Source organism: Salinisphaera sp., from assembly GCF_035690525.1.
Classification (GTDB): Bacteria; Pseudomonadota; Gammaproteobacteria; order Nevskiales; family Salinisphaeraceae; genus Salinisphaera.
Window position 1 is genome coordinate 1 of sequence record NZ_DASSKM010000154.1, and the last position, 22,753, is coordinate 22,753.

Sequence of the window (22,753 nt, forward strand, 5' to 3'; positions counted from 1 at the left end):
GCGGCCGGCGAAGTTCTCACCCAGCGCCATATCTCGCAGTTCGTCCCATACCACCACCGCGGTCATTTAGTAGCCCGTGTCGTCGAGAAAACGTCGACACCGCTGCAAGCCCGCAACTGCGTTGCGGGTCGTGATTACTCGTGGCATGCAGGCGCAGGCTGTTCATCGTCCGTGCCCCAGGATTGCAACCAACGATCGACTTCCTCACCGGTGACGTGTAGCCCGGTTTCCCGGATAAAAATAGCATGTTTTTCTGGCTCGTTTGACCGCCCGTCGAGAGATCATCTCGCGAACCGGAAAGCAATCGCACGCTAAGTCTCGCGCAATAGCATCTTTCTAATAACGAGCTTTTTGAGAGGCTGCGATCGCGCTCCTATGGACGGTCGCACAAGGGCTTTCGTGTGTCGTAATCCTGTCGCATAAGCGATGTCTCGGCCCCTATAGCATTTTGCACTTTTAGTGAACAGTCATAACCGTTTTCTGGCAAAAGAGCACAGCCTGAACATCCGCTGGGGAGCTGATTTGACGCTTACTCAATCTGCGTAAATCTGCGTTCATCTGCGGATAAATAACTTTAAAAAGGTGGAAATTGCTCTAGTCGGGCGTGGCCGCGCGCCGCACCAGACCCGGCGCATCCACGCGGCAGTGCTCGACGATCAGATTCGCGCGCTGGCGGCCGCGAAACTCGTTGACCAGGAGCCGGAACACCAGCCGGTGGACACGCGCCGCGTCGAGCGGTTCGTCGCGATGAAAGATCATGGCCTCGATCGGTTCGCCGCCGAGGCAGGCCTGAACCGTGAGTTTGAGATGCCCGCTGCCGACCACGCGCTGGCCGAGCACGTGGTAGGCGCCGTGAAAAAGCGGTGCATCGAAACCCGCGCCCCACGGCCCGGCCTCGCGCAGCCGCGCGGCGGCTTCAAGACAATGATCGGGGCCGGCCAGTTCGCCGTCGGTGACAAACTCCCGGGTAATCATGGCCGGCGTGAGCCGCGCCGCCACCGCCGCCTCGAAACGACGCGAGAACTCGGCGAGTGCGTGGGCCGGCAACGACAACCCGGCCGCCTGCGCATGCCCGCCGAAGCGCGTGATCAGGTCCGGCGCCACCGCATCCACCGCCGCCAGCGCGTCGCGGATATGCAGCCCCGGAATCGAGCGCGCCGAGCCTTTCAGTTCACCGCGCGCGCCCGGGGCGAAAGCCACCACCGGCCGATGAATACGCTCGCGCAGACGCGAGGCGATCAGGCCCACGATGCCTTCGTGCCAGTCGGTCTCGTGCACGACCAGCGCCGCCGGGCTTTGATCGAGGGTGGCCAGTCGCTCGAGCGCGGCCTCGGCCTGGCTCTGCATCCGCTGTTGCACGTTACGCCGCTGGCGATTGATCGAGGCCAGGGTCTCAGCCGCACGGCGCGCGTCGTCAAGATCGGCCGCACGCAGACAGGCGACGCCGAGCCGCATGTCCTCCAGCCGGCCGGCGGCGTTGATGCGCGGGCCAATCGCGAAGCCGATGTCGTCGGTATCCAGCCGTCGCGGATCGCGTCCGGCGATCTCGGCCAAGGCCACGATGCCCGGGCGCCCGCGCCCTGCCCGAATCCGGCGCAGCCCCTGGCTGACCAGCGTGCGGTTGACATGATCCAGCGCCACGACATCGGCCACCGTGCCGACGGCCACCAAATCCAGCAGATCGCCCATGCGCGGCAATTTTGCAACGCCGCGCGCCGCCATGCGCGCCCGCAACGCGGCCATGACATAGAACACCACGCCCACGCCGGCGAGATGCTTGCAGATGAAGCCGCAGCCGGGCTGGTTCGGGTTTACGATCGCCTCGGCCGCCGGCAGCGCCTCGCCGGGCAGATGGTGGTCGGTGACCACCACGCGCCAACCGACGGCGCGGGCCGCTTCGACGCCGGCGACCGAGGCGATGCCGTTGTCCACGGTCAGGATCAGCCCGCCCGCGTCCGGCGCACCGCCGATCGCCTCGACCACGGCCGGCGACAGCCCATAACCGTGAGTAGTGCGCTGCGGCATGAAGAAATCGACGCAGGCGCCGAGCGTTTCCAGCACGTCGAGCGCGAGCGTGGTGCTGGTCGCTCCGTCCGTGTCGAAATCGCCGACGATACGAATCGGACGGTGCGCAATAACGGCGGCTTCCAGCTCATCGACCGCCGCGTCGATGCCTTTCAGCGCCGAGAAATCGGGCAGGCCGGCCAGCCGATAGTCCAGCGCGCCGGCCTGGCGTATGCCGCGACCGGTGTAGACACGCCGCAACAACGGCGAAAGATGCGCCAGGCCCTCGCAGTCCGGCGCGGCGCGTTCGACAATGCACGGCTCGTGCTCGGCGGCCGCGCGCGTTCCGGCCGCCACGGTCTTAGCGGCGCTTGGCGGCAACGTAAGCCTGGACTTCGGCCAGTTCGGCGGGTAGCACGTCGAAGCGCTCTTGCTTCGACATGAGCCCGGCCATGGCTTCGGGCAGCGGCGCGCCGGGGAAGCCGGCCCGCACGATTGCATCCTCGAACTTGGCGGGATGGGCGGTCGCCAGCGTGACCATGGGCGTCGTCGCATCGAACCGGCAGCGCTTGGCCGCGCGGTAGCCGGTCGCCGTGTGCGGGTCGAGCAGTTCGCCTGTGTGCCGGTGGGCTTCGCGAATCACTTCGAGAATGCTGTCGTCGTCCACGCTGTCGCTGGAAAACAGCCGACGCAGCTCGGCCAGCGGGGCTTCGTCTATGGCCGCTTTACCGTTCGCGGCGCGTTCCAGCAGATCGCGTACCGCGGCGCTGTCGCGTCCATAGGCTTCGAACAGCAGCCGCTCGAAGTTGGACGACACCACGATATCCATCGACGGCGCCAGCGTCGCGACCAACCCGCGCCGCGAGAAATCGTTGTCGGCGAGCGTGCGGTGCAGGATGTCGTTGGCGTTGGTCGCGATCACGAACTGCTTGACCGGCAGGCCCATCCGATAAGCTATATAACCCGCGAACAGGTTGCCGAAGTTCGCCGAGGGCACCGCGAAGGCGACCTTGCGATGCGGGGCGCCGAGCGTCACCGCCGAGGCCACGTAGTAAACGATCTGGGCCATGATGCGCGCCCAGTTGATCGAGTTCACGGCGATCAGGCGCGTGCCCCGGAGAAAGCCCTGATCGGCGAAGCTGGCCTTGACCATGGCCTGGGCATCGTCGAAATCACCTTCGATGGCGATGTTATGCACGTTGGCCGCATCTATTGTCGTCATCTGCCGGCGCTGCACCGCCGAAACCCGGCCATGCGGGTGCAGAATGAAGATATCGAGCTGATCGCAGGCCCGGCAGCCTTCGATGGCGGCCGAGCCGGTATCGCCCGAGGTCGCGCCCATGATCACGCCCTTCTCGCCGCGCTTGCCGAGAAAATGGTCGAGCAGACGGCCCAGAAACTGCAGCGCCACGTCCTTGAACGCCAACGTCGGGCCGTGGAACAGCTCCAGCAGATGATGATTGTGCGAAAGCTGCTTGAGCGGCACGACCGCATCGTGGTTGAAGCTCGCGTAGGTGTCCTCGATGAGGCGCCGAAAATCGGCATCGCCGATCGCGCCCCCCACGAACGGCCTCATCACCCGAAACGCGATCTCGGTGTACGGCAGCCCGGCCATCGCCGCCAACTCGTCATGCGAGAATTCGGGCAGGGTCTCGGGCACGTACAGGCCGCCGTCCGGCGCCAGACCGGTGAGCACGACTTGTTCGAAATCCAACGCCGGCGCGGCGCCGCGGGTACTGATGTAGCGCATGCCGCCCTGCTCGCTATCGGCCATTGTTTTAGTCCTCGAACTCGGCCACACGATAATGCACCACGCCGTTCCTAGTGGTCGGCAGCGCCCGAATATGCTCCAGTGCCTCGGCCAGCGTACCTTCGCGCGCCGGCTTGGTGATGATGATCACGCGGGCATCCTCTTCGACCGTGGGTGGATCCTTCTGCAGGATCGCCTCGATACCGATCTCGAGCTCGGCGAGCATGCCGGTGATCTCCGCCATCACGCCGGTCTTGTCGGCCACCTGCACACGAAAGTAATGACCGCAGATGAAATCCGGCGATTCAAGGATCGGCTCAGCGGTGATCTGGTCCGGCTGGAACGCCAGATGCGGCACGCGCCCGCTGGGATCGACGCTCATCATGCGTGCGGTATCGATCAAATCGGCGACCACCGACGACGCGGTCGGCCCGGCGCCGGCGCCGGCGCCGTAGTAGGCGGTCGGCCCCACCGCGTCGCCGTAGACCATGATCGCGTTCTTCTCGCCCTCGACGTTGGCCAGCAGCGCGCGCTCGGGAACCAGCGTGGGATGCACGCGCAACGCCACGCCGGTGTCTTGCCGCTGGGCGATGCCGAGATGCTTGACGCGGTATCCCAGCTCTTCGGCGTATTCGATATCGTCGGCCGCGATCCCGCGAATGCCGTCGGTCACGATGCGGTCGAACGACAGCGGAATGCCGAAGGCGATGCTGCCGAGGATCGCCAGCTTGTGCGCGGCGTCGATGCCGTCGACGTCGAAGGTCGGATCGGCCTCGGCGAAACCGCGTATCTGAGCTTCGGCCAGCGCCTGTTCGAAGGTGACGTCCTCGAAATTCATCTGGCTCAGGATGAAATTGCCGGTGCCGTTGATGATGCCGGCAACCCATTCGATACGGTTGGCGGCCAGCGATTCGCGGATCGCCTTGATGATCGGGATGCCACCGGCCACGGCCGCCTCGAACGATACCACCACGCCGGCCTCGTCCGCGGCGGCGAAAATCTCGTTGCCGTGCAGTGCGATCAGATGCTTGTTGGCGGTAACCACATGCTTGCCGTTGGCGATCGCCGCCATGACCAGCTCGTAGGCCAGACCGTCGCCGCCAATCAGCTCCAGCACCACATCGACGTTCGGGTCCTCGACGATGGCCCGGGCGTCGGTTCCCATATCGATGTTGCCGATATCGCATTCACGCGCGCGCTCCATATCGCGAACCACCGCCCGGGTAACGCGAATCTCGCGGCCGGCGCGACGGGTGATTTCATCGCCGTTGCGCGCGAGCAGATTGACCACACCGGCACCCACGGTGCCGAGGCCGAGCACACCGACCTTGACCGGTTCCATCATTGAGATCCCTTGATTTACGTTAAGCCGCGACAACGCCATCGCGTCTGAACATACGCTTGATATTGCGCAGCGCCTGGCGCGTGCGTTGATCGTTCTCGATCAAACCGAATCGCACGTGCGTATCGCCGTACTCACCGAAGCCGATGCCCGGCGAGACCGCGACCTGGGCGTCGGCCAACAGCTTCTTGGTAAAATCGAGCGAGCCCAGATGCTGATAGGCCTCGGGAATGCGCGCCCAGACGAACATGGTCGCCCGCGGCCGTTCCACCGGCCAGCCGATTTCGTTGAGCCCGTCGCAGAGCACGTTGCGGCGCTTTTCGTAGAGGTCGCGGATCTCGGTCACGCAGTCCTGCGGCCCGTTGAGCGCGGCGATGGCGGCGACCTGGACCGGCGTGAACATGCCGTAGTCCAGATACGACTTCATGCGCGCAAGCGCGGCGATGAGTTCACGGTTGCCGCACATGAAACCGACGCGCCAACCTGGCATGTTGTAGCTCTTGGACAACGTGAAGCATTCCACGGCTACGTCCTTGGCGCCGGGCACCTGAAGGATCGAGGGCGCCCGATAGCCGTCGAAGGTCAGGTCGGCATAGGCCAGATCCTGCACGATCCACAGATCGTATTCGCGCGCCATGCAGACCATTCGCTCGAAGAAATCCAGCTCGACGCACTGCGTGGTCGGATTGCTGGGAAAATTCAGCAGCATCATCTTCGGCCGCGGCCAGGATTCCTTGATCGCTTTTTCCAGCTCGGCGAAGAAATCCGTGTCGGCCGTCATGCGCACATGGCGCACGTCCGCCCCGGCGATCACCGCGCCATACGGGTGAATCGGGTACGCCGGGTTGGGCACCAACACCTGATCGCCGTGCTCGAGAATAGCCAGCATCAAATGCGCCAGGCCCTCCTTGGAGCCCATCGTGACGATCGCTTCGCTTTCGGGGTCGATAGCCACATCGTAACGGCGCTTGTACCAGGCCGAAATCGCCTGGCGCAGGCGCAGCACGCCGCGCGAGACCGAATAACGATGCGTATCCGGCCGCTGCGCCGCCTCGGTGAGTTTGTCGACGATATGGTCCGGCGTCGGCCGATCCGGATTGCCCATGCCGAAATCGATGATGTCCTCGCCGCGCGCTCGCGCCGCCTGCTTCAACTCGTTGATAATCGCGAACACGTACGGCGGCAAACGGTTGATGCGTACGAAGTTGGATTTCGATGAAGCGTCGGACATGTCGGTTTAGGCGGTTGATCGCCCGCGCGGCGGACGACGGGTGGAGCCTGGGAAAATCCCGTATTGGCAATCGGTCAAACGTCGAAGTCTGCCAGATTCATGGGCCCGGCACTACCGGCATGTAGAGCGGGTTCAGCGCTCGGGCAGCAGCGTTTCGGGATCGACCGGTTCGCCGTCCTTGCGAATCTCGAAATGCAGCATCGGTTTGCTGCCCGGGCCGAGGCCCATGTTCGCGATATGCGCGCCGGCGGACACGGTCTGGCCCTGCTCGACCAGACTTTTGTCGACGAAGCCGTAGGCCGACAGATAATGCGGGTCGTGCTTGATGATGATCAGCTTGCCATAGCCTTTCAGGCCGGTGCCGTTATAAACCACCGTGCCGCTGGAGGCGGCATAGATCGGCGCCCCGACCTTGCCGCCGATTTCGATGCCGCGATGCCGCGCCGAGGAATCGTAGTCGCTCAGCAATGCCCCGCTGGCCGGCCACTGCCAACCATCCGCGCTCGGACCGCCGGCCTTGACCGTGGTCTGCCGGGTCACGGCGGACGAGGTGGCGCTGTCGATGGAATTCTCTTCCCGGCGCGTGGCCCCGGCATTCTCGTCGCGGCCGGTCGGGCGGCTCGGGCCGTTAGCCGTCGAATTGCGGGTAACGGTCGGCGCGCCGGGCATGGCCAGCGGCTGAGTGCGGCCGCCGGGGGCCGGCGCGCGCGCCGGCCGCTGCGCATGGCGGCCGTTGTTGGGCATATGGGCGTAGTCGAGCGGCGGATACGGCTCGAGCGCGAGCTGCTGGCCCACGCTGAGCCGGTATGGCGGGCCGATATGGTTCCAGCGCGCCAGCTTGTGCCAATCGATGCCGTAGCGCTGGGCGATCCCGGACAGCGTGTCGCCGCGCACCACGGTATAGCTGCCCGGCTGCATGGCCCGATTGATCGAGCACCCGGCGACCAGCGTGGCCAGCGCGATCAGCAAGGCCATGCCGACGCCTCGCCCCGGGAACCGCGGACCTAGGAGTCTGCGCCGTAGGAATAAATGGAGCGAGGCGTTCCCAATTCGAGGCAGATTTTGCGGGCGTTTGAGGAGCATAGTGGTGACTATATGACGAAAACGCCCGCAAAATCTGGCCGAAGTGGGGGCGCCGCAGCCCGTTTGCTTTCTACGGCACAGACGCCTAGACCAGGCGATATCCCAGATAAGCAATGACGACCAAAACGACGAATATCCATCCGATCCAGTCCAGATACTTGAGTAGATGGTCCTCGAACGCGGGCCCGAGCCAGCGCACGAGTCCGGCGATCAAAAAAAACCGTGCGCCGCGCCCGACCACCGATGCAAGCGTGAACGCCGATACCGGCATGCCGAGTGCGCCCGCGGCGATCGTAAAAAGTTTATAGGGCACCGGGGAAAAACCGGCAAACAGTACCGCCCAAAAGCCGTATTCGGCGAACCAATGACGAACCGTTGCATAGCCTTGCGCGTAGCCCAGATCGGCCAGCCACGGCTGGATCTGGTCGATAAACAAGGCGCCGATCAGATAGCCGAACAGGCCGCCCAGCGTCGAGCCGATCGTGGCGATGAGCGCATAGCGAAGAAAGCGCGCGCGCCGGGCCAGCGTCATCGGAATAAGCATGACGTCCGGCGGGATCGGAAAGAACGAACTCTCGGCAAAAGCCAATATGAAAAGCCACGTCTGCGCGTGGCGGTGCGCCGCGGCGCGGACCACGGCGTCGTAGAGCCGGCGCCAAGGGCCGGGCTTGCGCGATGTCATCCGCGCGTGCATTCGACGTGCGCACTCCGCACCGGGCCCGACGCGGGGCGCCCGGCAACGGCCATCGGCGAATTTCGGCAAGGCCGGACGCAACGCATTTACAGTTCCTAATCGTGCCCTTCGATCAGCGGGACGAAGCTTACCGCGTCGAGGTCATCGCGCGAAAACGACGGCCCCTGACGGCGCACGACCACCAGACGCTGGCCGCCGCCGGAAGCGCCCACGGGTACGATCATGCGCCCGTTTTCGGCGAGCTGCTCGGTGAGCGCAGTCGGCAGGTTCTCGGCGCCGGCCGTGACCAGGATCGCATCAAACGGCCCGTAGGACGGCAGCCCGAGCATGTCGTCGCGCGCCTCGCGGGCGCGGACGTTGCGATAGCCGAGTTCGGCGAAGCGCCGGCGGGCCTGCTCGTAGAGCGGCTTGATGCGCTCGACCGTGTAAACCGTGTCGAACAGCTCGGCCAGCACCGCGGCCTGATAACCGCTGCCGGTGCCGATTTCCAGCACATGGTCCGGACGCTCGTCGGCTGCCAGTAGCAGGCTGGTCATCTGCGCCACGATATAGGGCTGGGAGATGGTCTGACCGTAGCCGATCGGCAGTGCCGTATCGTCGTAGGCGCGGCTGGTCATCGCTTCATCCACGAACATGTGACGCGGCACGCGGTTCATCGCATCGAGCACGCGCTCATCGCGAACGCCGAGTTGTTCCAGCCGCGCGACCAGACGCGCCCGGCTGCGCGCCGAGGCCATGCCGAAACCGCGCACGTGCGGGTGCTTGTCCGGCTCGATCATCACAGCTTTTCCAGCCAGTCGGACAACGACGACATGCTCGCGTGCCGGGTCAGATCGATCTGCAGCGGCGTGATCGAAACGTAGCCGTCGTTGATCGCGTGAAAATCCGTCCCCGGGCCGGCGTCGGCCTGGCCGCCGGCCGGGCCGATCCAGTACACCCGCCGCCCGCGCGGATCGCGATCGGCGACGAGCTTTTCGGCGCGGTGGCGATAACCCAGGCGCGTGGCGCGGTAGCCGGCCAGATCGGCGTGCGCCAGGTCCGGCACGTTGACGTTGAGAATCGTATCGGCGGGCAACGGATGCGCGGCCAGCAAAGCCACCATGGCCACTGCGACACGGGCGGCTGTGTCGTAGTGAACGCAGTCGTCGCCGACCAGCGAGATCGCGATCGCCGGCAAGCCCAGCGAGCGGCCCTCGGTGGCGGCCGCGACCGTGCCCGAATACAGAACGTCGTCACCGAGGTTCGCGCCGGTGTTGATGCCCGAAACGACCATGTCCGGATTCGGGTCGAACAGGCCGGTCGTGGCCAGATGCACGCAATCCGTCGGCGTGCCGTCGACCGCGAACACGTTGTCGTCGACCTCGCGCACGCGCAGCGGGCGCTCCAGCGTGAGGGAATTGCTCGCGCCGCTGCGATTGCGGTCGGGCGCCACGGTGACGATTTCGTCGCAGACCTCGGCCATGGCCGCGCGCAGCGCCGCGAGGCCGGGTGCGTGGCATCCGTCGTCGTTACTCAGAAGTAGTCGCATGAACAGACAAGCTTGCGTGATACCGACGCGCGTGCATGCGCGCGTTCAGCCCGGTAGGGCCGTCGACGTTTCCTGCGGCGTTACCCGGATTACGTCTCGCCCCACATGATTCGCGGGTCCAACGCGGGCCTCGCACGAAACGCCGACAGGTTCTAGGATAGCTCATCAAGGCCCGGTTTTGGCTTTGCCGTGCCGGCCGCGACCCACCGATCCCGCGGGAGCAATGCGACCATGAGCGAATCGGACAGCCACGACGACGGCATCAGCGCCGAGGATAGCGCGCTGTTCCGCAATATGGTCGGCCCGATGGCGACGGTGCGCCGGAACAGCCGGCGCGCGCCGGCTCGCCCCCTGCCCTCGGCGCGGCCGCGCATGCGCGAGGCCGACGAGGCTGCCGTGATGGCCGAATTGCTCGCCGACGCGCCGCCCGATCCCGATATCGAAACCGGTGACGATCTGGTGCATCGGCGCGAAGGCGTCCAGCATGCCGTGATCCGGCGCCTGCGCCGCGGCCACTACCGCTGCCAGGCCGAGATCGACTTGCACGGCATGGTGGTCGAAGTCGCGCGCCGCTGTCTGACCGAATTCCTGCAGGAAGCGCTGGCTCGCGGCTATCGCTGCGTGCGCATCGTACACGGCAAGGGATTGCGTTCGGGCCACCGCGGCCCGGTGCTCAAGATCAAGGTCGCCGGCTGGCTGCGCCAGCGCGAGGAAGTGCTGGCCTATGCCTCGGCGCGGCCGGTGGATGGCGGCACCGGCGCGCTCTACGTGCTGCTCAGAAAAGCGTAGCCCGCTCTCATACCTACCCTCATAAAGATTGATCGATCTTCATGAAGCCAGAATTCGTCCGCAAATGAACGCCAATAAACGCAAATGAAAGCGGAAAAAGCGCATAAGCGTGTCTTATTCGCGTGCATTTGCGCTTATTTGCGGATTGTTTTTGACTGGTAGGTCATTGCTTTTGCAGATTGGTATCAGCCGTGAGCGGCCACGTCCTCTACGCGCACGAGTTCGCGGAGCACGCTGGTGGCGAACGCACCGGCGGGCAAGGAGAAGGACAACCGCAGGTCGCGGCCGGCGACTTCGGCCGCCAGATCCGCCACCGGCAGGCATAGCGCGCGACGCTCGGCATCGACGCCGAACGCCGACAGGCCATCGACGAACTCGGACAGCCCTGTAAGCACACGATTTTCGATCTCGGCGGCGGCATCGGTCGGCCGGACAGCGGCGCTGCCGGGTCGCCCCGGCATCGGGCCGGTCGGCCGGATATCGCCGCGCGCAGCCCGTTCGAGCAGCGAATCCCAGGATTCGTCGGTCGTGGCCGCGGCGAACACACTGCGAGAACCGGCCAGCATGAACACATCCCCGCGCAGCGGGCCCGGCCAGGTGTCGGCGCGCAAACGGGCGTCGAGCACCGCGTTGAAGATCAGCGAACGGGCCGCGGACAGCGCGAAGCCGCGGCGTCCGCGTGACAGACGTCGCCCCGAAAACAGCGCGCGCGAGAGCGCGATATTGCGCCCACCGTGGCCGAAGCGCTGCGGACCGAAATAATTCGGCACGCCGGCGCCACGAACGCGCGACACGCGGGCCGTAAGGTCTGCCTCGTCCAGATCTTCGATGTCGCGTACGATGATCTCGAACCGATTGGCACGATGGGTTCCGCGCCGCAATTTACGGCCGTGACGGGCGGCCTCGAGCACCCGGCAGTCCGGGTCGTTCGGCCAGGCCGGCAACTCACGCTTGATCGGCCAGATCAACGAAAACCACTGCCGCGTGACGCCGTGGCGATCCTTGAGTCCGCTGTAGCCGATATCGCGCACGGCAAGACCCAGCGATGCCGCCAGCCGCTCGGCGACCTGGGGCGTCGTCAGGCCGGTCTTTTCGACCCAAAGCCATAGATGTTCCCCCGCGCCCTGCAACTCGACATCGCAGATCTCTTCGACCCGGAAGTCGTCGGGCGCGAACCGCAACCGCCCGTGGCCGGGCGGCTCTGCTTCCACATAGGCGAACCCGGCGACGTCGACGGCGTCGCCGTTGAGATAGGACATGCCCCGATCAGCCGGCGTTTGCGCTCCGGCCCGAAGCGTCTTCCGTGGTCTGCGCCGGGGCGGACTCTTTACCCGGGACGGTCAGGAAAAAGGTTTCATCCGGCTTTATCATGCCCATTTCGGCGCGCGCGCGCGCTTCACTCGCGCCGAGACCGGACTTGAGATTTTCGATCTGGGCCTGCATCGCCTCGTTGCGAGCCCGGTGCCGCGCGTTGACCTTGGCGATTTGGCCGCGCATCGACTCGAGGTGATACACCTGCGCCAGGCTGCCGTCACCGACCCACAGCCGGTATTGCAGCCCAGCAAGCATGATCAGCAGCACGATGGCGGCGACACGGTACATGTTCGGATTGTAGCGCGACACCGCCACCTGTCCAGACAACTTTTGCGTACCGGTGCCGTCGCGCAACGTTAGATCTCGCAGTTGAACGCTTTCTTACCCGGATACACCGCGCGGCTGCCCAACTCGGCCTCGATCATGAGCAGGCGGTTGTACTTGGCGATCCGATCGGATCTGGACAGCGAGCCGGTCTTGATCTGGGTGGCGGCCGTCGCCACGGCCAAATCGGCGATGGTGGAATCCTCGGTTTCGCCCGAGCGATGCGAGACCACCGCGGCGTAGTCGGCGCGGGTGGCGACGTCGATCGCGCGCAGGGTTTCGGTCAAAGTGCCAATCTGGTTGGGCTTGATCAGGATCGCGTTGGCGATGCCTTCCTCGATCCCCTTCTGCAGGATACGCGTATTGGTCACGAACAGATCGTCGCCGACCAGTTGGATGGTCTCGCCGAGCCGCTCAGTAAGCAGCGCCCAGCCGTCCCAGTCGTCCTCGGCCATGCCATCCTCGAGCGTGATGATCGGGTAATTCTCGACCAGTCCGGCCAGATAGTCGACGAAACCCTTGGCGTCGTAATCGCGGCCCTCGCCGGCCAGCTTATAGGTGCCGTTATCGTAGAACTCGGTGCTGGCCGCATCGATGCCGAGATACACTTCTTCGCCCGGCTTGTACCCGGCACGCTCGATCGCCTCGACCAGGGTCTGTAGCGCGGCCTCGTTGGAGGGCAGGTCCGGCGCAAATCCACCTTCGTCGCCCACCGCGGTCGACATGCCGCGCTCGCCGAGCAGCTTCTTCAGGTTCTGAAAGATCTCGCAGCCGCAGCGCAGCGCTTCGGAGAAGCTCGAAAAGCCCGCCGGCACAATCATGAATTCCTGGATATCGACGTTGTTCGAGGCATGCTCGCCGCCGTTGATGACATTCATCATCGGCACCGGCAAGTGCGTGGCCTCGTCGTGACCCAGAAAAGCGTACAGGCCTTGGCCCGCCTCGTTGGCCGCCGCGTGCGCGGCGGCCAACGACACGCCCAGCAGCGCGTTGGCGCCCAGACGGCCCTTGTTCTCGGTGCCGTCAAGATCGATCAGCATCTTGTCGAGCCCGGCTTGGTCGTTGACGTCGAAACCCTTGATTTTCTTCGCGATTTCACCGTTGACGCTGGCTACCGCGCGGGTGACGCCCTTGCCCAGATACCGACTCTTGTCGTTATCCCGTAGCTCGACGGCCTCGAGGCTGCCGGTCGAAGCTCCCGATGGGACCATGGCCGTACCGACGGCCCCCGATTCCAGCTCGAGCGTGACGGCAACGGTGGGATTGCCGCGCGAATCGATGACCTGATAACCGCGCGTGTTGGAAATCTTCGACATAGCTTTGAATATCGCTTTTGATGTGGATTCGACTCCGCGACCGCGCCTTGCGGTCCGGCCAAGATTACCCGCTGTGCGGTGACGGCGCCATAACACCGCGGCGCTTGGCCACGCCATCGAGTTCGGCCAGCGTCTCCAGCAGCTCCCGCATCTGCGCCAGCGCCAGCGAGTTCGGTCCGTCGCACAGGGCGTTGACGGGATCGGGATGGGTCTCCAAGAACAGGCCTGAAACCCCGGCGCCGACCGCCGCGCGCGCCAGCACCGGGATGTGTTCGCGCGCGCCGCCCGAGGCGTGGCCGAGCCCGCCGGGCAGTTGCACCGAATGCGTGGCATCGAAAACCACCGGGCAGCCGGTGTCGCGCATCATCGCGAGCCCGCGCATATCGACCACGAGATTGTTGTAGCCGAACGAAAAACCGCGCTCACAGACCAAAATATCGCGGCCGCCGACCTCGCGTGCCTTGGCGACCACGCCGTTCATCTCGGCCGGCGACAGAAACTGGCCCTTCTTGATGTTGACCGGCTTGCCGGAGGCCGCCACCGTCTGGATGAAATCGGTCTGGCGACAGAGAAAGGCCGGCGTCTGCAGCATGTCGACCACGACCGACACCGGTTCGACCTGGGCCTCGAGGTGCACGTCGGTGGTCACCGGCACCCCGATCTCGCGCTTGACCGCGGCCAGTGTTTTCAGCCCTTCGTCCAGGCCGGGGCCGCGGTAGCTCGCATGCGAACTGCGGTTGGCCTTGTCGAACGAACCCTTGAACACATAGCCAATGCCGAGATCGACACAGATCTCGGCGACGTGCCCGGCGATATCGATCGAAAGCTGCTGGGATTCCAGGCTGTCCGGGCCCGCGATGACGAACAGCGGCGCATTGCCGCCGATGTCGAAACCGGCGAGGTTCATTTCAGACACCGCGCGCGCGCGGCCATGATGAAACCCATGAACAGCGGATGCCCCGCGCGCGGCGTGGAGGTGAATTCCGGATGGAACTGGCAGCCCAGAAACCACGGATGGTCGGGCAGCTCGACGATTTCCACCAGATCATCCTCGACCGAGAAACCCGAGAACACGAGACCCTTGCCGGCCAGCGCGTCGCGGTAGTGATTATTGAATTCGTAACGATGCCGGTGGCGCTCGAAGATTTCGTCCGCGCCGTAGCTACGGTGCGCAAGCGTGTCGGCCACCAGCCGGCAGCGCTGCTCGCCCAGACGCATGGTGCCACCCATATCGACGCCGGCGTCGCGGGTCTGACGCCCTCCGCCGGCGTCGGTCCATTCGGTGACCAGGGCGATAACCGGATGCGTCGGTTCCGGATTGAACTCGGTGCTGTGGGCGCCCGCCAGCCCGGCGATATCGCGGGCGAAGTCGATGCACGCGACTTGCATGCCGAGGCAGATGCCCAGATACGGCACGCCGTTGACGCGCGCGTAGCGGGCGGCCGCGATCTTGCCTTCGATGCCGCGCTCGCCGAACCCGCCCGGCACGAGAATCGCGTCGCAGTCGGCCAGGGCGCCCGCCGAGTCCTTTTCGACCGTTTCCGAATCGACGTAATGAATATCGACCCGAGTGGCCGTGTGTAGCCCGGCGTGCGACAGCGCTTCGTTGACCGACTTATAGGCGTCGGCCAGATCGACGTACTTGCCGACCATCGCCACTCGCACCGACACGTCCTGGGTGCTGCGCGCATCCACCAGCGCGGCCCAGTTCGACAAGTCCGCCCGGGGCGCGCTCATGGAGAAATGGTCGATGACCAGATCGTCGAGATGCTGGCTCTGCAACAGGCCCGGCATTTTGTAGATATCGTCCACGTCGACCGCCGCGATCACCGCGCGATCGGTCACGTTGGTGAACAATCCGATCTTGCGGCGCTCGTTCTCCGGCAGGGCGCGGTCGGTGCGGCAGATCAGGATATCCGGCTGGATGCCGATCGAGCGCAACTCCTTGACCGAATGCTGGGTCGGCTTGGTCTTGAGTTCGCCGGAAGACGGGATATAGGGCACCAGCGTCAGGTGCATAAACAGCACGCGCTCGTGGCCGAGCTCTACGCCGAACTGACGGATCGCCTCCAAAAACGGCAGCGACTCGATATCGCCGACCGTGCCGCCGATCTCCACCAGGCAGATATCGGCGCCCTCGCCGCCTTCCAGGACGGCCCGCTTGATCTCGTCGGTGATATGCGGAATGACCTGCACCGTGCCGCCGAGATAATCGCCGCGGCGCTCTTTATTGATGACGTTGTTGTAGATCTGGCCGGTGGTGAAATTCGACAGCCGCGAGGTCCGGGTCTTGAGAAAACGCTCGTAGTGACCGAGGTCCAAATCGGTCTCGGCGCCGTCGCGCGTGACATAAACCTCGCCGTGCTGGAACGGGCTCATCGTGCCCGCATCGACGTTTAGATACGGGTCCAGCTTGATCACCGAAACCGACAGGCCGCGGGCTTCCAGCAGTGCGCCGAGCGAGGCGGCCGCGATGCCCTTGCCGAGCGAGGACACGACCCCGCCGGTGACAAAAATATAACGAGTGCCAATCGCGTGCCCAGCCATGCGCGCTCTTGAGGGGTCGAGGGAAGGTTCTTGCCGCGCATGCTAGCCCAAAGCCGGGGCGCAAACAACGCGAACACGCGCCCGCGACCGCCGCATCGGGCGTAGCACCGGATTCACGATCGGGCCGGCGAGGCGACCTGCGCGACCCGTGACGGCGGCCGCGCCACTCGCCGGTCAGATTTGCCGGGCACCCGGCAGATCGTGCTCCCATTCGAACCGGGGCGCCCGCCCGCCAAACCACTGCGCGATCTCCGGATGGCGCCACGTTCCGGGCACGGCCAACAACGTATCGCCGGCCTGAATGCGCGGCAGGCGTTGCCGAACCCAGGTCGGCACCCGGGCGCCGCGCAACCATTCGGAAACCGGCGTCGAGCCGCCGCCGGCGCGCGCCATGCGCGCACCCGGTTCGTTGAACACGATACGCAGATCGTGCGGGCGTTCGAGCTGCGTGTTCGGCTCGATCGCGATTCGGCCGCAGCCGGGCGGCAGCGCCAAGCTAGCGCATCCTATCGGCCATTCGATGACCGTGCCGGGCGCCGGGGCGGCCGGCAGGCGCGCCATGGCGAACAGACGCCCGTCGAAGCGCCGCACCTCGGTGGACGCGAACGCAACCCGGGGCCCGGCGTGTTCGCGTGCGCCAAGCAGGCGCCGAATTTCGGCCACGTGGCGATGACCGGGCCGATCGCGCCCCTGTTCGGCAAGCCACCAGCGCAGCACCTCGGACTGCCGCGGGAACGACAGCTCGGACAGGGCCGGGATAGCCAGGGTGGCATCTTCGTTGCCGACCGCGGCCCGGTCGACTTCGGCCAGCGCCGCGATCGCCTCGGTCGCCTGCGCCGCCCAGCCGGCGCTGCGCGACAGCGTCTCGGCGGCCGCCGGCCATTGTGCGATTAACGCCGGCCAGACCTCGGATCGCAGATAACCGCGGGCGCGCCGCGAGTCGCGATTGGTTTCGTCCTCGACCCATTCCAGACCGTGGGCTTGGGCATAGGCGGTGATCGCCGCGCGCGGCACATCGAGCCAGGGACGCCATAGCCGTCCCGCGCCGAACGCGGCCAGCGCCGGCATGCCGGCAAGACCGGCAACACCGGCGCCGCGCAACGCCTGCAGTAGAAATGTCTCGGCCTGGTCGTCCGCGTGGTGGGCGGTCACCAGCACCTCGTTCGGCCCGATCCAGCGACGCAGTTCGGCATAACGCGCCGCGCGCGCCGCCGCTTCCAGGCCGCCGCGACGCGTATCGACCTGAATATCGCGCCGCACGAAATCGATCCCGAGCGCTTCACAGCAACGCCGGCAGTGTTCCGCCCATGCCTCGGCCGCGGTCTCCAGCCGATGGCAGATATGCACCGCCCGGATCGCGATCGCCGGGCCGCTGTGCGCCAGCGCGTATAAAAGCGCGGTGGAATCCCGCCCGCCGCTATAGGCCACCACGAGCGCGCTCGTATTCGGCGGGCCGGGTGTCAACGCGGCGGTCAATTGCGTTTGCGCATTCATGTCGTATCCGCCCGCCGCACCGCTTCCGGGCCGGCGCGCATCGACACCGCTGCCTTACTCGGGCGTTCAGCTGGCCGACTTGAAGTCGCCGAAGGCCATCCAACGCTTGTAGCGCGCATCGAGCAGTTCCTCGACGCTCATATGCTGCAGGCGCGACATATGGGTGAGCAGACGATCCTTGAGCCGGTCCATCAGCTGTTCGGGGTCGCGGTGCGCGCCGCCGAGCGGCTCGTCCACGACCTCGTCGACCAATTCGAGCCGCTTGAGATCGACCGACGACACGCGCATGGCTTCGGCCGCGTCTTCGGCCTGGTCGGCCGATTTCCAGAGGATAGAGGCACAACCCTCCGGCGAGATCACCGAATAGATGCTGTACTGGAGCATCATGAGCTGGTCGCCCACGCCGATCGCGAGCGCGCCGCCGGAGCCGCCCTCGCCGACCACGGTGCAGATTACCGGCACCCGCAGCTTGGCCATTTCGAACAGATTGCGCGCGATCGCCTCGGACTGGTTGCGCTCCTCGGCGCCGATGCCGGGGTAAGCCCCCGGGGTGTCGATGAAAGTCAGCACCGGCAGCTTGAAACGCTCGGCGGTCTTCATCAGGCGCAGTGCCTTGCGATAACCCTCGGGCCGCGGCATGCCGAAATTGCGGTGAATCTTTTCCTTGGTGTCGCGGCCTTTCTGATGCCCGATCACCATCACCGGCTGGCCGCCGAGCCGCGCGGTGCCGCCGATAATCGCCGGATCGTCGCTGTACGTGCGATCGCCGTGCAGTTCGACGAACTCGGTGAACATGCCGTCGATGTAGTCCTGGGTATAAGGCCGCAGCGGATGACGCGCCATTTGTGCGACCTGCCACGTCGACAGCTTGGAGAAGATCTGCTCGGTCAGATGCTTGCGCTTGTCCTCGAGGCGGGTGATTTCCTCGGACAGGTTGACCTCGCTGCCGTCGGCGACGAAGCGCAGCTCTTCGATCTTCTCCTGCAGCTCGGCGATCGGTTGTTCGAAGTCCAGATAATCGATGTTTTTTTGCGCCATCGTCTCGTTTATTTACCGGTTGTCGGATCAGCGAGCGGTCGTCTGGAGCCTATCGGACTCGGGGATTCGTAGCGAGCATGGTGGGACGGCGAGCAGAAATTTTCACGATTTTGAGGCGCATAGTGATCTACGTAACGAAAAATCGGGGGAATTTATGCCGGTGTCCCACCAGCGCAGTAGAATCATCCTGAGTCCGATAGGCTCCTAGGCGCGACGATAACGTACTTGCACTTTGTCCGCACCCACGAGACTCTTCAAATCGGCCAGCAGATCCTCGCACAGACGCAGCCGTGTTTCGCCCAAGGTAAGTACCGCGTGCGCATCCGAGTTGGCGTAGCGCAGCACCACATCGCATCCGGCATCGGCCTTGTAGCGGGCGACACAGCCGGCCAGCGCGCCAACGTCCAGCGCCGCCTCGGACTGCAGTTGTAACAAAATACGACTGGCGTAGGCCGCGCGCGCGGTCTCGATGTCCATCACCGTGTTGGCGTTCAGCCGAAAGCCGTCGGAGAAATCGTCGTAGGACAGGCTGCCGTCGACGATCACCAGCGTGTCCGAGACCAGCAGATGGCCGAACTCGGCCGCCTTGTCCTCGAACAGCGGGCACTCGATGCGGCCCGAGCCGTCATCCAGCACCACGATGATGCGCCTGCCCTTCTTCATGCGCCGGACATCGACCACCAGCCCCGCGACCACCGCGCTCTTGCGCGGGCCACGCCGCCCCGCACCGCCCTCTTCCGGGCGTGGCATGGCGGCGACCTGATCGGCGATCTTGCCGTCGGTCATCCGTTCGAGCTCGGCCTCCCACGCCTTGATCGGATGCCCGGTCAAATACAGCCCCAGCGTATCGCGCTCGGCCCGGAGACGCTCGTCCTCCGGCCATTCGTCGAGATATTGCAACGGCGGGCCGGCGGTATCCGGGCTCTCGGCCAGCCCGAACATATCGTTCTGACCGACGCTCGCCGCGCTGCGATCCTGATCGGCGGCGGCCAGCGCCCGGGTCACGCCGTGCATGAGGCTGGCCCGGTTGCCCCCGAGATCGTCCAGCGCGCCGGCATTGATCAACGCCTCGATCGCACGCCGGTTGATTCTGGACGTATCCGCGCGCCGGCAAAAATCGTAGAGATTGGCGAAAGCGCCGCCTTCGCGACGCTCGGCGATGAGCATCTCGATCGCGCCGCGGCCCAGGCCCTTGATCGCGCCGAGGCCGTAGCGAATGGCCGCATCGTCGACCACCGAGAAGTTGTATTCGGAGGCGTTGACATTGGGCGGCGCCACATCGATCCCGAGCCGGTGGCACTCGTCGATCATGATCACGACCTTGTCGGTGTGATCCATATCCGCCGACAGCACCGCCGACATGAAATCGGCCGGGTAATGCGTTTTCAGCCAAGCGGTCTGATAAGAGACCAGCGCATAGGCCGCCGAATGCGACTTGTTGAAGCCGTAACCGGCGAACTTCTCGACCAGGTCGAAGATATAGGCGGCGGTGTCCTCCTCGATATCGTTCTCGACCGCGCCCTTGACGAAGCCGTCGCGCTGCTTGGCCATCTCTTCGGGCTTTTTCTTGCCCATGGCGCGGCGCAGCAGATCGGCGTTGCCGAGCGTATAGCCCGCTAACACCTGCGCGATCTGCATCACCTGCTCCTGATACAGAATCACGCCGTAGGTCGGCTCCAGCACCTCGGCCAAACTGTTGTGCGGGTACACGACCTTGGCCCGGCCGTGCTTGCGGTCGATGAAGTCCTCGACCATGCCGGATTCCAGCGGACCGGGCCGGTACAGCGCGACCAGCGCGATGATGTCCTCGAACTCGGCCGGAGCCAGGCGTTTGATCAGACGCCGCATACCCGAGGATTCAAGCTGGAAGACCGCCGTGGTGTCGCCCTTTTTTAGCAGTTCGAAGGACGCCTTGTCGTCCAGCGGAATCTGGCGCACGTCGATCGCGTTTCGGCCCGCCGCCTGCAATCGCGCATTAGCCACCTGAACCGCGTTGTTGATGATGGTCAGTGTGCGCAGGCCGAGGAAGTCGAACTTGACCAAGCCGACCGCTTCCACGTCGTCCTTGTCGAACTGGGTCACCCGGTTGGTGCCGCCCGCCTCGCAGTACAGCGGGGTGAAATCGATCAGATTGGAGGGCGCGATGACCACGCCGCCGGCATGCTTGCCCGCGTTGCGGGAGAGGCCCTCCAGCGACAGCGCCAGATCGAGCAGATAACCGACTTCCTCGTCCTCGCGCGAAGCGCGCAGTTCCTCGGATTCCTCCAGCGCCCGCGTCAGCGTCATATCCGGCGCGAACGGCACCTGCTTGGCGATCCGGTCGACGAAGCCGTAGGGATGACCCAGCACGCGCCCGACATCGCGCACCACCGCCTTGGCCGCCATCGTGCCGTAGGTGATGATCTGGCTGACCTTCTCGTGGCCGTAGGCATCGGCCACGTATTCGATCACCCGGTCGCGGCCGTCCATGCAGAAGTCGACGTCGAAGTCGGGCATGGACACGCGTTCGGGGTTTAAAAAACGTTCGAACAGCAGGTCGTAGGCCAGCGGGTCCAGATCGGTGATGCCAAGCGCGTAGGCCACCAGCGAGCCGGCGCCCGAGCCGCGGCCCGGGCCCACCGGCACCCCGTTTTCGCGCGCCCAGCGGATGAAATCGGCGACGATCAGGAAGTAGCCGGGAAAGCCCATGGTCTTGATGACATCGAGCTCGTGGGCAAGCCGCGTGTCGTATTCCTCGCGCCGGGCCGCGCGTACATCCGCATCCGGATACAGATCCTCGAGGCGTTCACCGAGCCCGGCCTCGGACTCAGCCTTGAGAAACGAATCGGTGTCGTGGCCGTCCGGCACCGGGAAGTCCGGCAGCACGTTCTCGCCGAGCGTAAGCTCGAGATTGGCCCGGCGCGCGATCTCCACCGAGTTCTCGATCGCCTCGGGCAGATCGGCGAACAGCTCGGCCATCTCCTCCGGCGTCTTGAGGTACTGCTGTGCCGTGTAATGGCGTGGCCGGCGCGGATCGGCCAGGGTATAACCGTCGTGAATGGCCACCCGCGCTTCGTGGGCGTCGAAATCCTCGGCGCCGGGAAAACGCACGTCGTTGGTCGCGACCACCGGGATATCCGTCGCCAGCGCCAGACCCACCGTCTCGGCCAGCCACGCGGCCTCGCCGGCCCGCCCGCAGCGGGTGAGTTCGAGGTAATAGCAATCGCCGAAAACCGATTGCCAATAACGGGCATGCTGCTCGGCCAGCTCGTTCTTGCCCGCCAGCAGCGCTTGGCCGGTGTCGCCGCTCATTCCGCCGGAAATCGCGATCAACCCGTCGGCCTTGTCGACGATCCATTCGCGCTTGACCCGCACCTGCCCGCCGTTCTGGCCCACCTTCTGGCCATGCAGATAAGCTTGGGTGAGAATCTCGCACAGATTGCGATAGCCCTCGCGATGGCGCGCGATGAGGGTGAACCTGGAGGCAGGCGCGGCGCCTTCGTCCACCTGTAGATCCACGCCCACGATCGGCTTGATGCCGGCCCCGAGCGCGGCCTTGTAAAACTTCACCATGCCGAACAGGTTGACGTTGTCGGTCACCCCGACCGCCGGCATGCCGGCCGCCGCCACCTGCTTCAGCAACGGTTTGATGCGCACGATACCGTCGGACAGCGAATACTCGGTATGAACGCGCAGATGGACGAAAGGCGTCGTCATCGATAACCCTCGGGCGTGGCGGGATCGCTATTGGAACAGGGCGAGTGCGTCGCCGCCCCTATCCTAACGTGAAATTCAGCGTGGTCCGGCGACGCGCCGCCGCCCGCGCGACCGGCGCGAAACTGTGCCGGTGAATCGGCGTAGGCCCCAGTTCGGCGAGCGCGGCGCGGTGCGCCGGCGTGCCGTAGCCCTTGTGCGAAGCCAGACCGTAGCCTGGATAAGCGGCGTCGAGTTCGACCATCTGACGATCCCGGGCCACCTTGGCGATCACCGACGCCGCGCTGATCGCCGGTACGCAGCCATCGCCGCCCACGATCGTGCGTATCGGCAAGGCCAATGCAGGCGGACGGTTGCCGTCGATCCAGGCGGCGAACGGCCGGATGCGCAGCGCGGCCACCGCGCGCCGCATGGCCAGCAGGGTGGCGCCGAGAATGTTGTGCCGGTCGATCTCGGCCACCGAGGCCTCGGCGATGGCCCAGGCGATGGCGCGTTCGCGGATCTTTATATCGAGTGTGGCGCGTTCCTCGGCGGTCAGCGCCTTGGAATCGGTCAATCCACGTGGCAACGGCCGGGCCGGCATGATGACGGCCGCGGCCACCACCG

At 65.3% G+C, this 22,753-nt stretch carries 18 protein-coding genes; 1 reads left to right on the forward strand and 17 read right to left on the reverse strand.

Features of this window, described 5'->3' with window-relative positions; genetic code table 11:
• Nucleotides 1–594: 594 nt before the first annotated feature.
• The 8 genes from recJ to surE all read right to left on the reverse strand — a co-directional run bounded on the left by recJ (nucleotide 595) and on the right by surE (nucleotide 9,632).
• Nucleotides 595–2,361 (reverse strand): single-stranded-DNA-specific exonuclease RecJ, encoded by a 1,767-nt coding sequence (recJ, locus tag VFJ08_RS11650; protein ID WP_324997382.1) that lies wholly within the window; start codon nucleotides 2,359–2,361, stop codon nucleotides 595–597.
• A 4-nt stretch (nucleotides 2,362–2,365) separates the two neighbouring features.
• Nucleotides 2,366–3,754 carry a threonine synthase gene (gene thrC / locus VFJ08_RS11655; protein WP_349256998.1) on the reverse strand — a complete coding sequence of 463 codons (1,389 nt, stop codon included), beginning with the start codon at nucleotides 3,752–3,754 and terminating at the stop codon, nucleotides 2,366–2,368.
• A gap of 28 nt (nucleotides 3,755–3,782) precedes the next feature.
• Nucleotides 3,783–5,096, reverse strand: coding sequence for a homoserine dehydrogenase (locus VFJ08_RS11660; protein ID WP_324997384.1), 1,314 nt, complete (start codon nucleotides 5,094–5,096; stop codon nucleotides 3,783–3,785).
• Between the two features lie 22 nt (nucleotides 5,097–5,118).
• Entirely contained in the window at nucleotides 5,119–6,327 is a 1,209-nt protein-coding gene (gene alaC, locus VFJ08_RS11665; protein ID WP_324997385.1) for an alanine transaminase, read from the reverse strand.
• 132 nt (nucleotides 6,328–6,459) lie between these two features.
• Nucleotides 6,460–7,302, reverse strand: a complete 843-nt coding sequence (locus VFJ08_RS11670; RefSeq protein ID WP_324997386.1) for a peptidoglycan DD-metalloendopeptidase family protein — start codon at nucleotides 7,300–7,302, stop codon at nucleotides 6,460–6,462.
• 193 nt (nucleotides 7,303–7,495) lie between these two features.
• On the reverse strand, nucleotides 7,496–8,092 hold the full coding sequence (locus VFJ08_RS11675; RefSeq protein ID WP_324997387.1) for a YqaA family protein: 597 nt from the start codon (nucleotides 8,090–8,092) through the stop codon (nucleotides 7,496–7,498).
• Nucleotides 8,093–8,199: 107 nt separating this feature from the next.
• Nucleotides 8,200–8,883 (reverse strand): protein-L-isoaspartate(D-aspartate) O-methyltransferase, encoded by a 684-nt coding sequence (locus VFJ08_RS11680; RefSeq protein WP_324997398.1) that lies wholly within the window; start codon nucleotides 8,881–8,883, stop codon nucleotides 8,200–8,202.
• Nucleotides 8,883–9,632: a 5'/3'-nucleotidase SurE gene (gene surE, locus VFJ08_RS11685; protein WP_324997388.1), complete on the reverse strand. Its 750-nt coding sequence runs from the start codon at nucleotides 9,630–9,632 to the stop codon at nucleotides 8,883–8,885. Before surE ends, VFJ08_RS11680 begins: the two co-directional genes overlap by 1 nt.
• Nucleotides 9,633–9,863: 231 nt before the next feature.
• On the opposite strand from surE, the gene VFJ08_RS11690 reads away from it, so the two are divergent.
• Nucleotides 9,864–10,421, forward strand: a complete 558-nt coding sequence (locus VFJ08_RS11690) for a Smr/MutS family protein (RefSeq protein WP_324997389.1) — start codon at nucleotides 9,864–9,866, stop codon at nucleotides 10,419–10,421.
• 185 nt (nucleotides 10,422–10,606) lie between these two features.
• Here the strand turns inward: VFJ08_RS11690 and truD are convergent, their stop codons facing one another.
• From truD to VFJ08_RS11735, 9 genes are all read right to left on the reverse strand, one after another.
• The gene (gene truD, locus VFJ08_RS11695) at nucleotides 10,607–11,680 is read right to left on the reverse strand and encodes a tRNA pseudouridine(13) synthase TruD (protein ID WP_324997390.1); all 1,074 of its coding nucleotides are present in this window, start codon (nucleotides 11,678–11,680) and stop codon (nucleotides 10,607–10,609) included.
• 7 nt (nucleotides 11,681–11,687) lie between these two features.
• Nucleotides 11,688–12,089, reverse strand: a complete 402-nt coding sequence (locus VFJ08_RS11700; protein ID WP_349256995.1) for an FtsB family cell division protein — start codon at nucleotides 12,087–12,089, stop codon at nucleotides 11,688–11,690.
• Between the two features lie 2 nt (nucleotides 12,090–12,091).
• Complete coding sequence (gene eno, locus VFJ08_RS11705; RefSeq protein ID WP_324997391.1) at nucleotides 12,092–13,375, reverse strand: phosphopyruvate hydratase; 1,284 nt, start codon at nucleotides 13,373–13,375, stop codon at nucleotides 12,092–12,094.
• A gap of 64 nt (nucleotides 13,376–13,439) precedes the next feature.
• Nucleotides 13,440–14,282, reverse strand: coding sequence for a 3-deoxy-8-phosphooctulonate synthase (gene kdsA, locus VFJ08_RS11710; protein WP_324997392.1), 843 nt, complete (start codon nucleotides 14,280–14,282; stop codon nucleotides 13,440–13,442).
• The gene (locus VFJ08_RS11715; RefSeq protein WP_324997393.1) at nucleotides 14,279–15,922 is read right to left on the reverse strand and encodes a CTP synthase; all 1,644 of its coding nucleotides are present in this window, start codon (nucleotides 15,920–15,922) and stop codon (nucleotides 14,279–14,281) included. The genes kdsA and VFJ08_RS11715 overlap by 4 nt, the downstream gene beginning before the upstream one ends.
• A 174-nt stretch (nucleotides 15,923–16,096) precedes the next feature.
• Entirely contained in the window at nucleotides 16,097–17,416 is a 1,320-nt protein-coding gene (gene tilS / locus VFJ08_RS11720) for a tRNA lysidine(34) synthetase TilS (protein WP_324997394.1), read from the reverse strand.
• Nucleotides 17,417–17,482: 66 nt separating this feature from the next.
• Nucleotides 17,483–18,454, reverse strand: coding sequence for an acetyl-CoA carboxylase carboxyltransferase subunit alpha (locus tag VFJ08_RS11725; protein WP_324997395.1), 972 nt, complete (start codon nucleotides 18,452–18,454; stop codon nucleotides 17,483–17,485).
• A gap of 204 nt (nucleotides 18,455–18,658) precedes the next feature.
• The gene (gene dnaE, locus VFJ08_RS11730; protein WP_324997396.1) at nucleotides 18,659–22,150 is read right to left on the reverse strand and encodes a DNA polymerase III subunit alpha; all 3,492 of its coding nucleotides are present in this window, start codon (nucleotides 22,148–22,150) and stop codon (nucleotides 18,659–18,661) included.
• A gap of 58 nt (nucleotides 22,151–22,208) precedes the next feature.
• Entirely contained in the window at nucleotides 22,209–22,751 is a 543-nt protein-coding gene (locus VFJ08_RS11735) for a ribonuclease HII (protein WP_349256996.1), read from the reverse strand.
• Nucleotides 22,752–22,753 lie beyond the last annotated feature (2 nt).

Coding starts and splice junctions, on each gene's coding strand:
- thrC (WP_349256998.1), bottom strand. CDS start 3,754: ATGCGCTACATCAGTACCCGCGGCGCCGCGCCGGCGTTGGATTTCGAA.
- VFJ08_RS11660 (WP_324997384.1), bottom strand. CDS start 5,096: ATGGAACCGGTCAAGGTCGGTGTGCTCGGCCTCGGCACCGTGGGTGCC.
- alaC (WP_324997385.1), bottom strand. CDS start 6,327: ATGTCCGACGCTTCATCGAAATCCAACTTCGTACGCATCAACCGTTTG.
- VFJ08_RS11670 (WP_324997386.1), bottom strand. CDS start 7,302: ATGGCCTTGCTGATCGCGCTGGCCACGCTGGTCGCCGGGTGCTCGATC.
- VFJ08_RS11675 (WP_324997387.1), bottom strand. CDS start 8,092: ATGACATCGCGCAAGCCCGGCCCTTGGCGCCGGCTCTACGACGCCGTG.
- VFJ08_RS11680 (WP_324997398.1), bottom strand. CDS start 8,883: ATGATCGAGCCGGACAAGCACCCGCACGTGCGCGGTTTCGGCATGGCC.
- surE (WP_324997388.1), bottom strand. CDS start 9,632: ATGCGACTACTTCTGAGTAACGACGACGGATGCCACGCACCCGGCCTC.
- VFJ08_RS11690 (WP_324997389.1), top strand. CDS start 9,864: ATGAGCGAATCGGACAGCCACGACGACGGCATCAGCGCCGAGGATAGC.
- truD (WP_324997390.1), bottom strand. CDS start 11,680: ATGTCCTATCTCAACGGCGACGCCGTCGACGTCGCCGGGTTCGCCTAT.
- eno (WP_324997391.1), bottom strand. CDS start 13,375: ATGTCGAAGATTTCCAACACGCGCGGTTATCAGGTCATCGATTCGCGC.
- kdsA (WP_324997392.1), bottom strand. CDS start 14,282: ATGAACCTCGCCGGTTTCGACATCGGCGGCAATGCGCCGCTGTTCGTC.
- VFJ08_RS11715 (WP_324997393.1), bottom strand. CDS start 15,922: ATGGCTGGGCACGCGATTGGCACTCGTTATATTTTTGTCACCGGCGGG.
- tilS (WP_324997394.1), bottom strand. CDS start 17,416: ATGAATGCGCAAACGCAATTGACCGCCGCGTTGACACCCGGCCCGCCG.
- VFJ08_RS11725 (WP_324997395.1), bottom strand. CDS start 18,454: ATGGCGCAAAAAAACATCGATTATCTGGACTTCGAACAACCGATCGCC.
- dnaE (WP_324997396.1), bottom strand. CDS start 22,150: ATGACGACGCCTTTCGTCCATCTGCGCGTTCATACCGAGTATTCGCTG.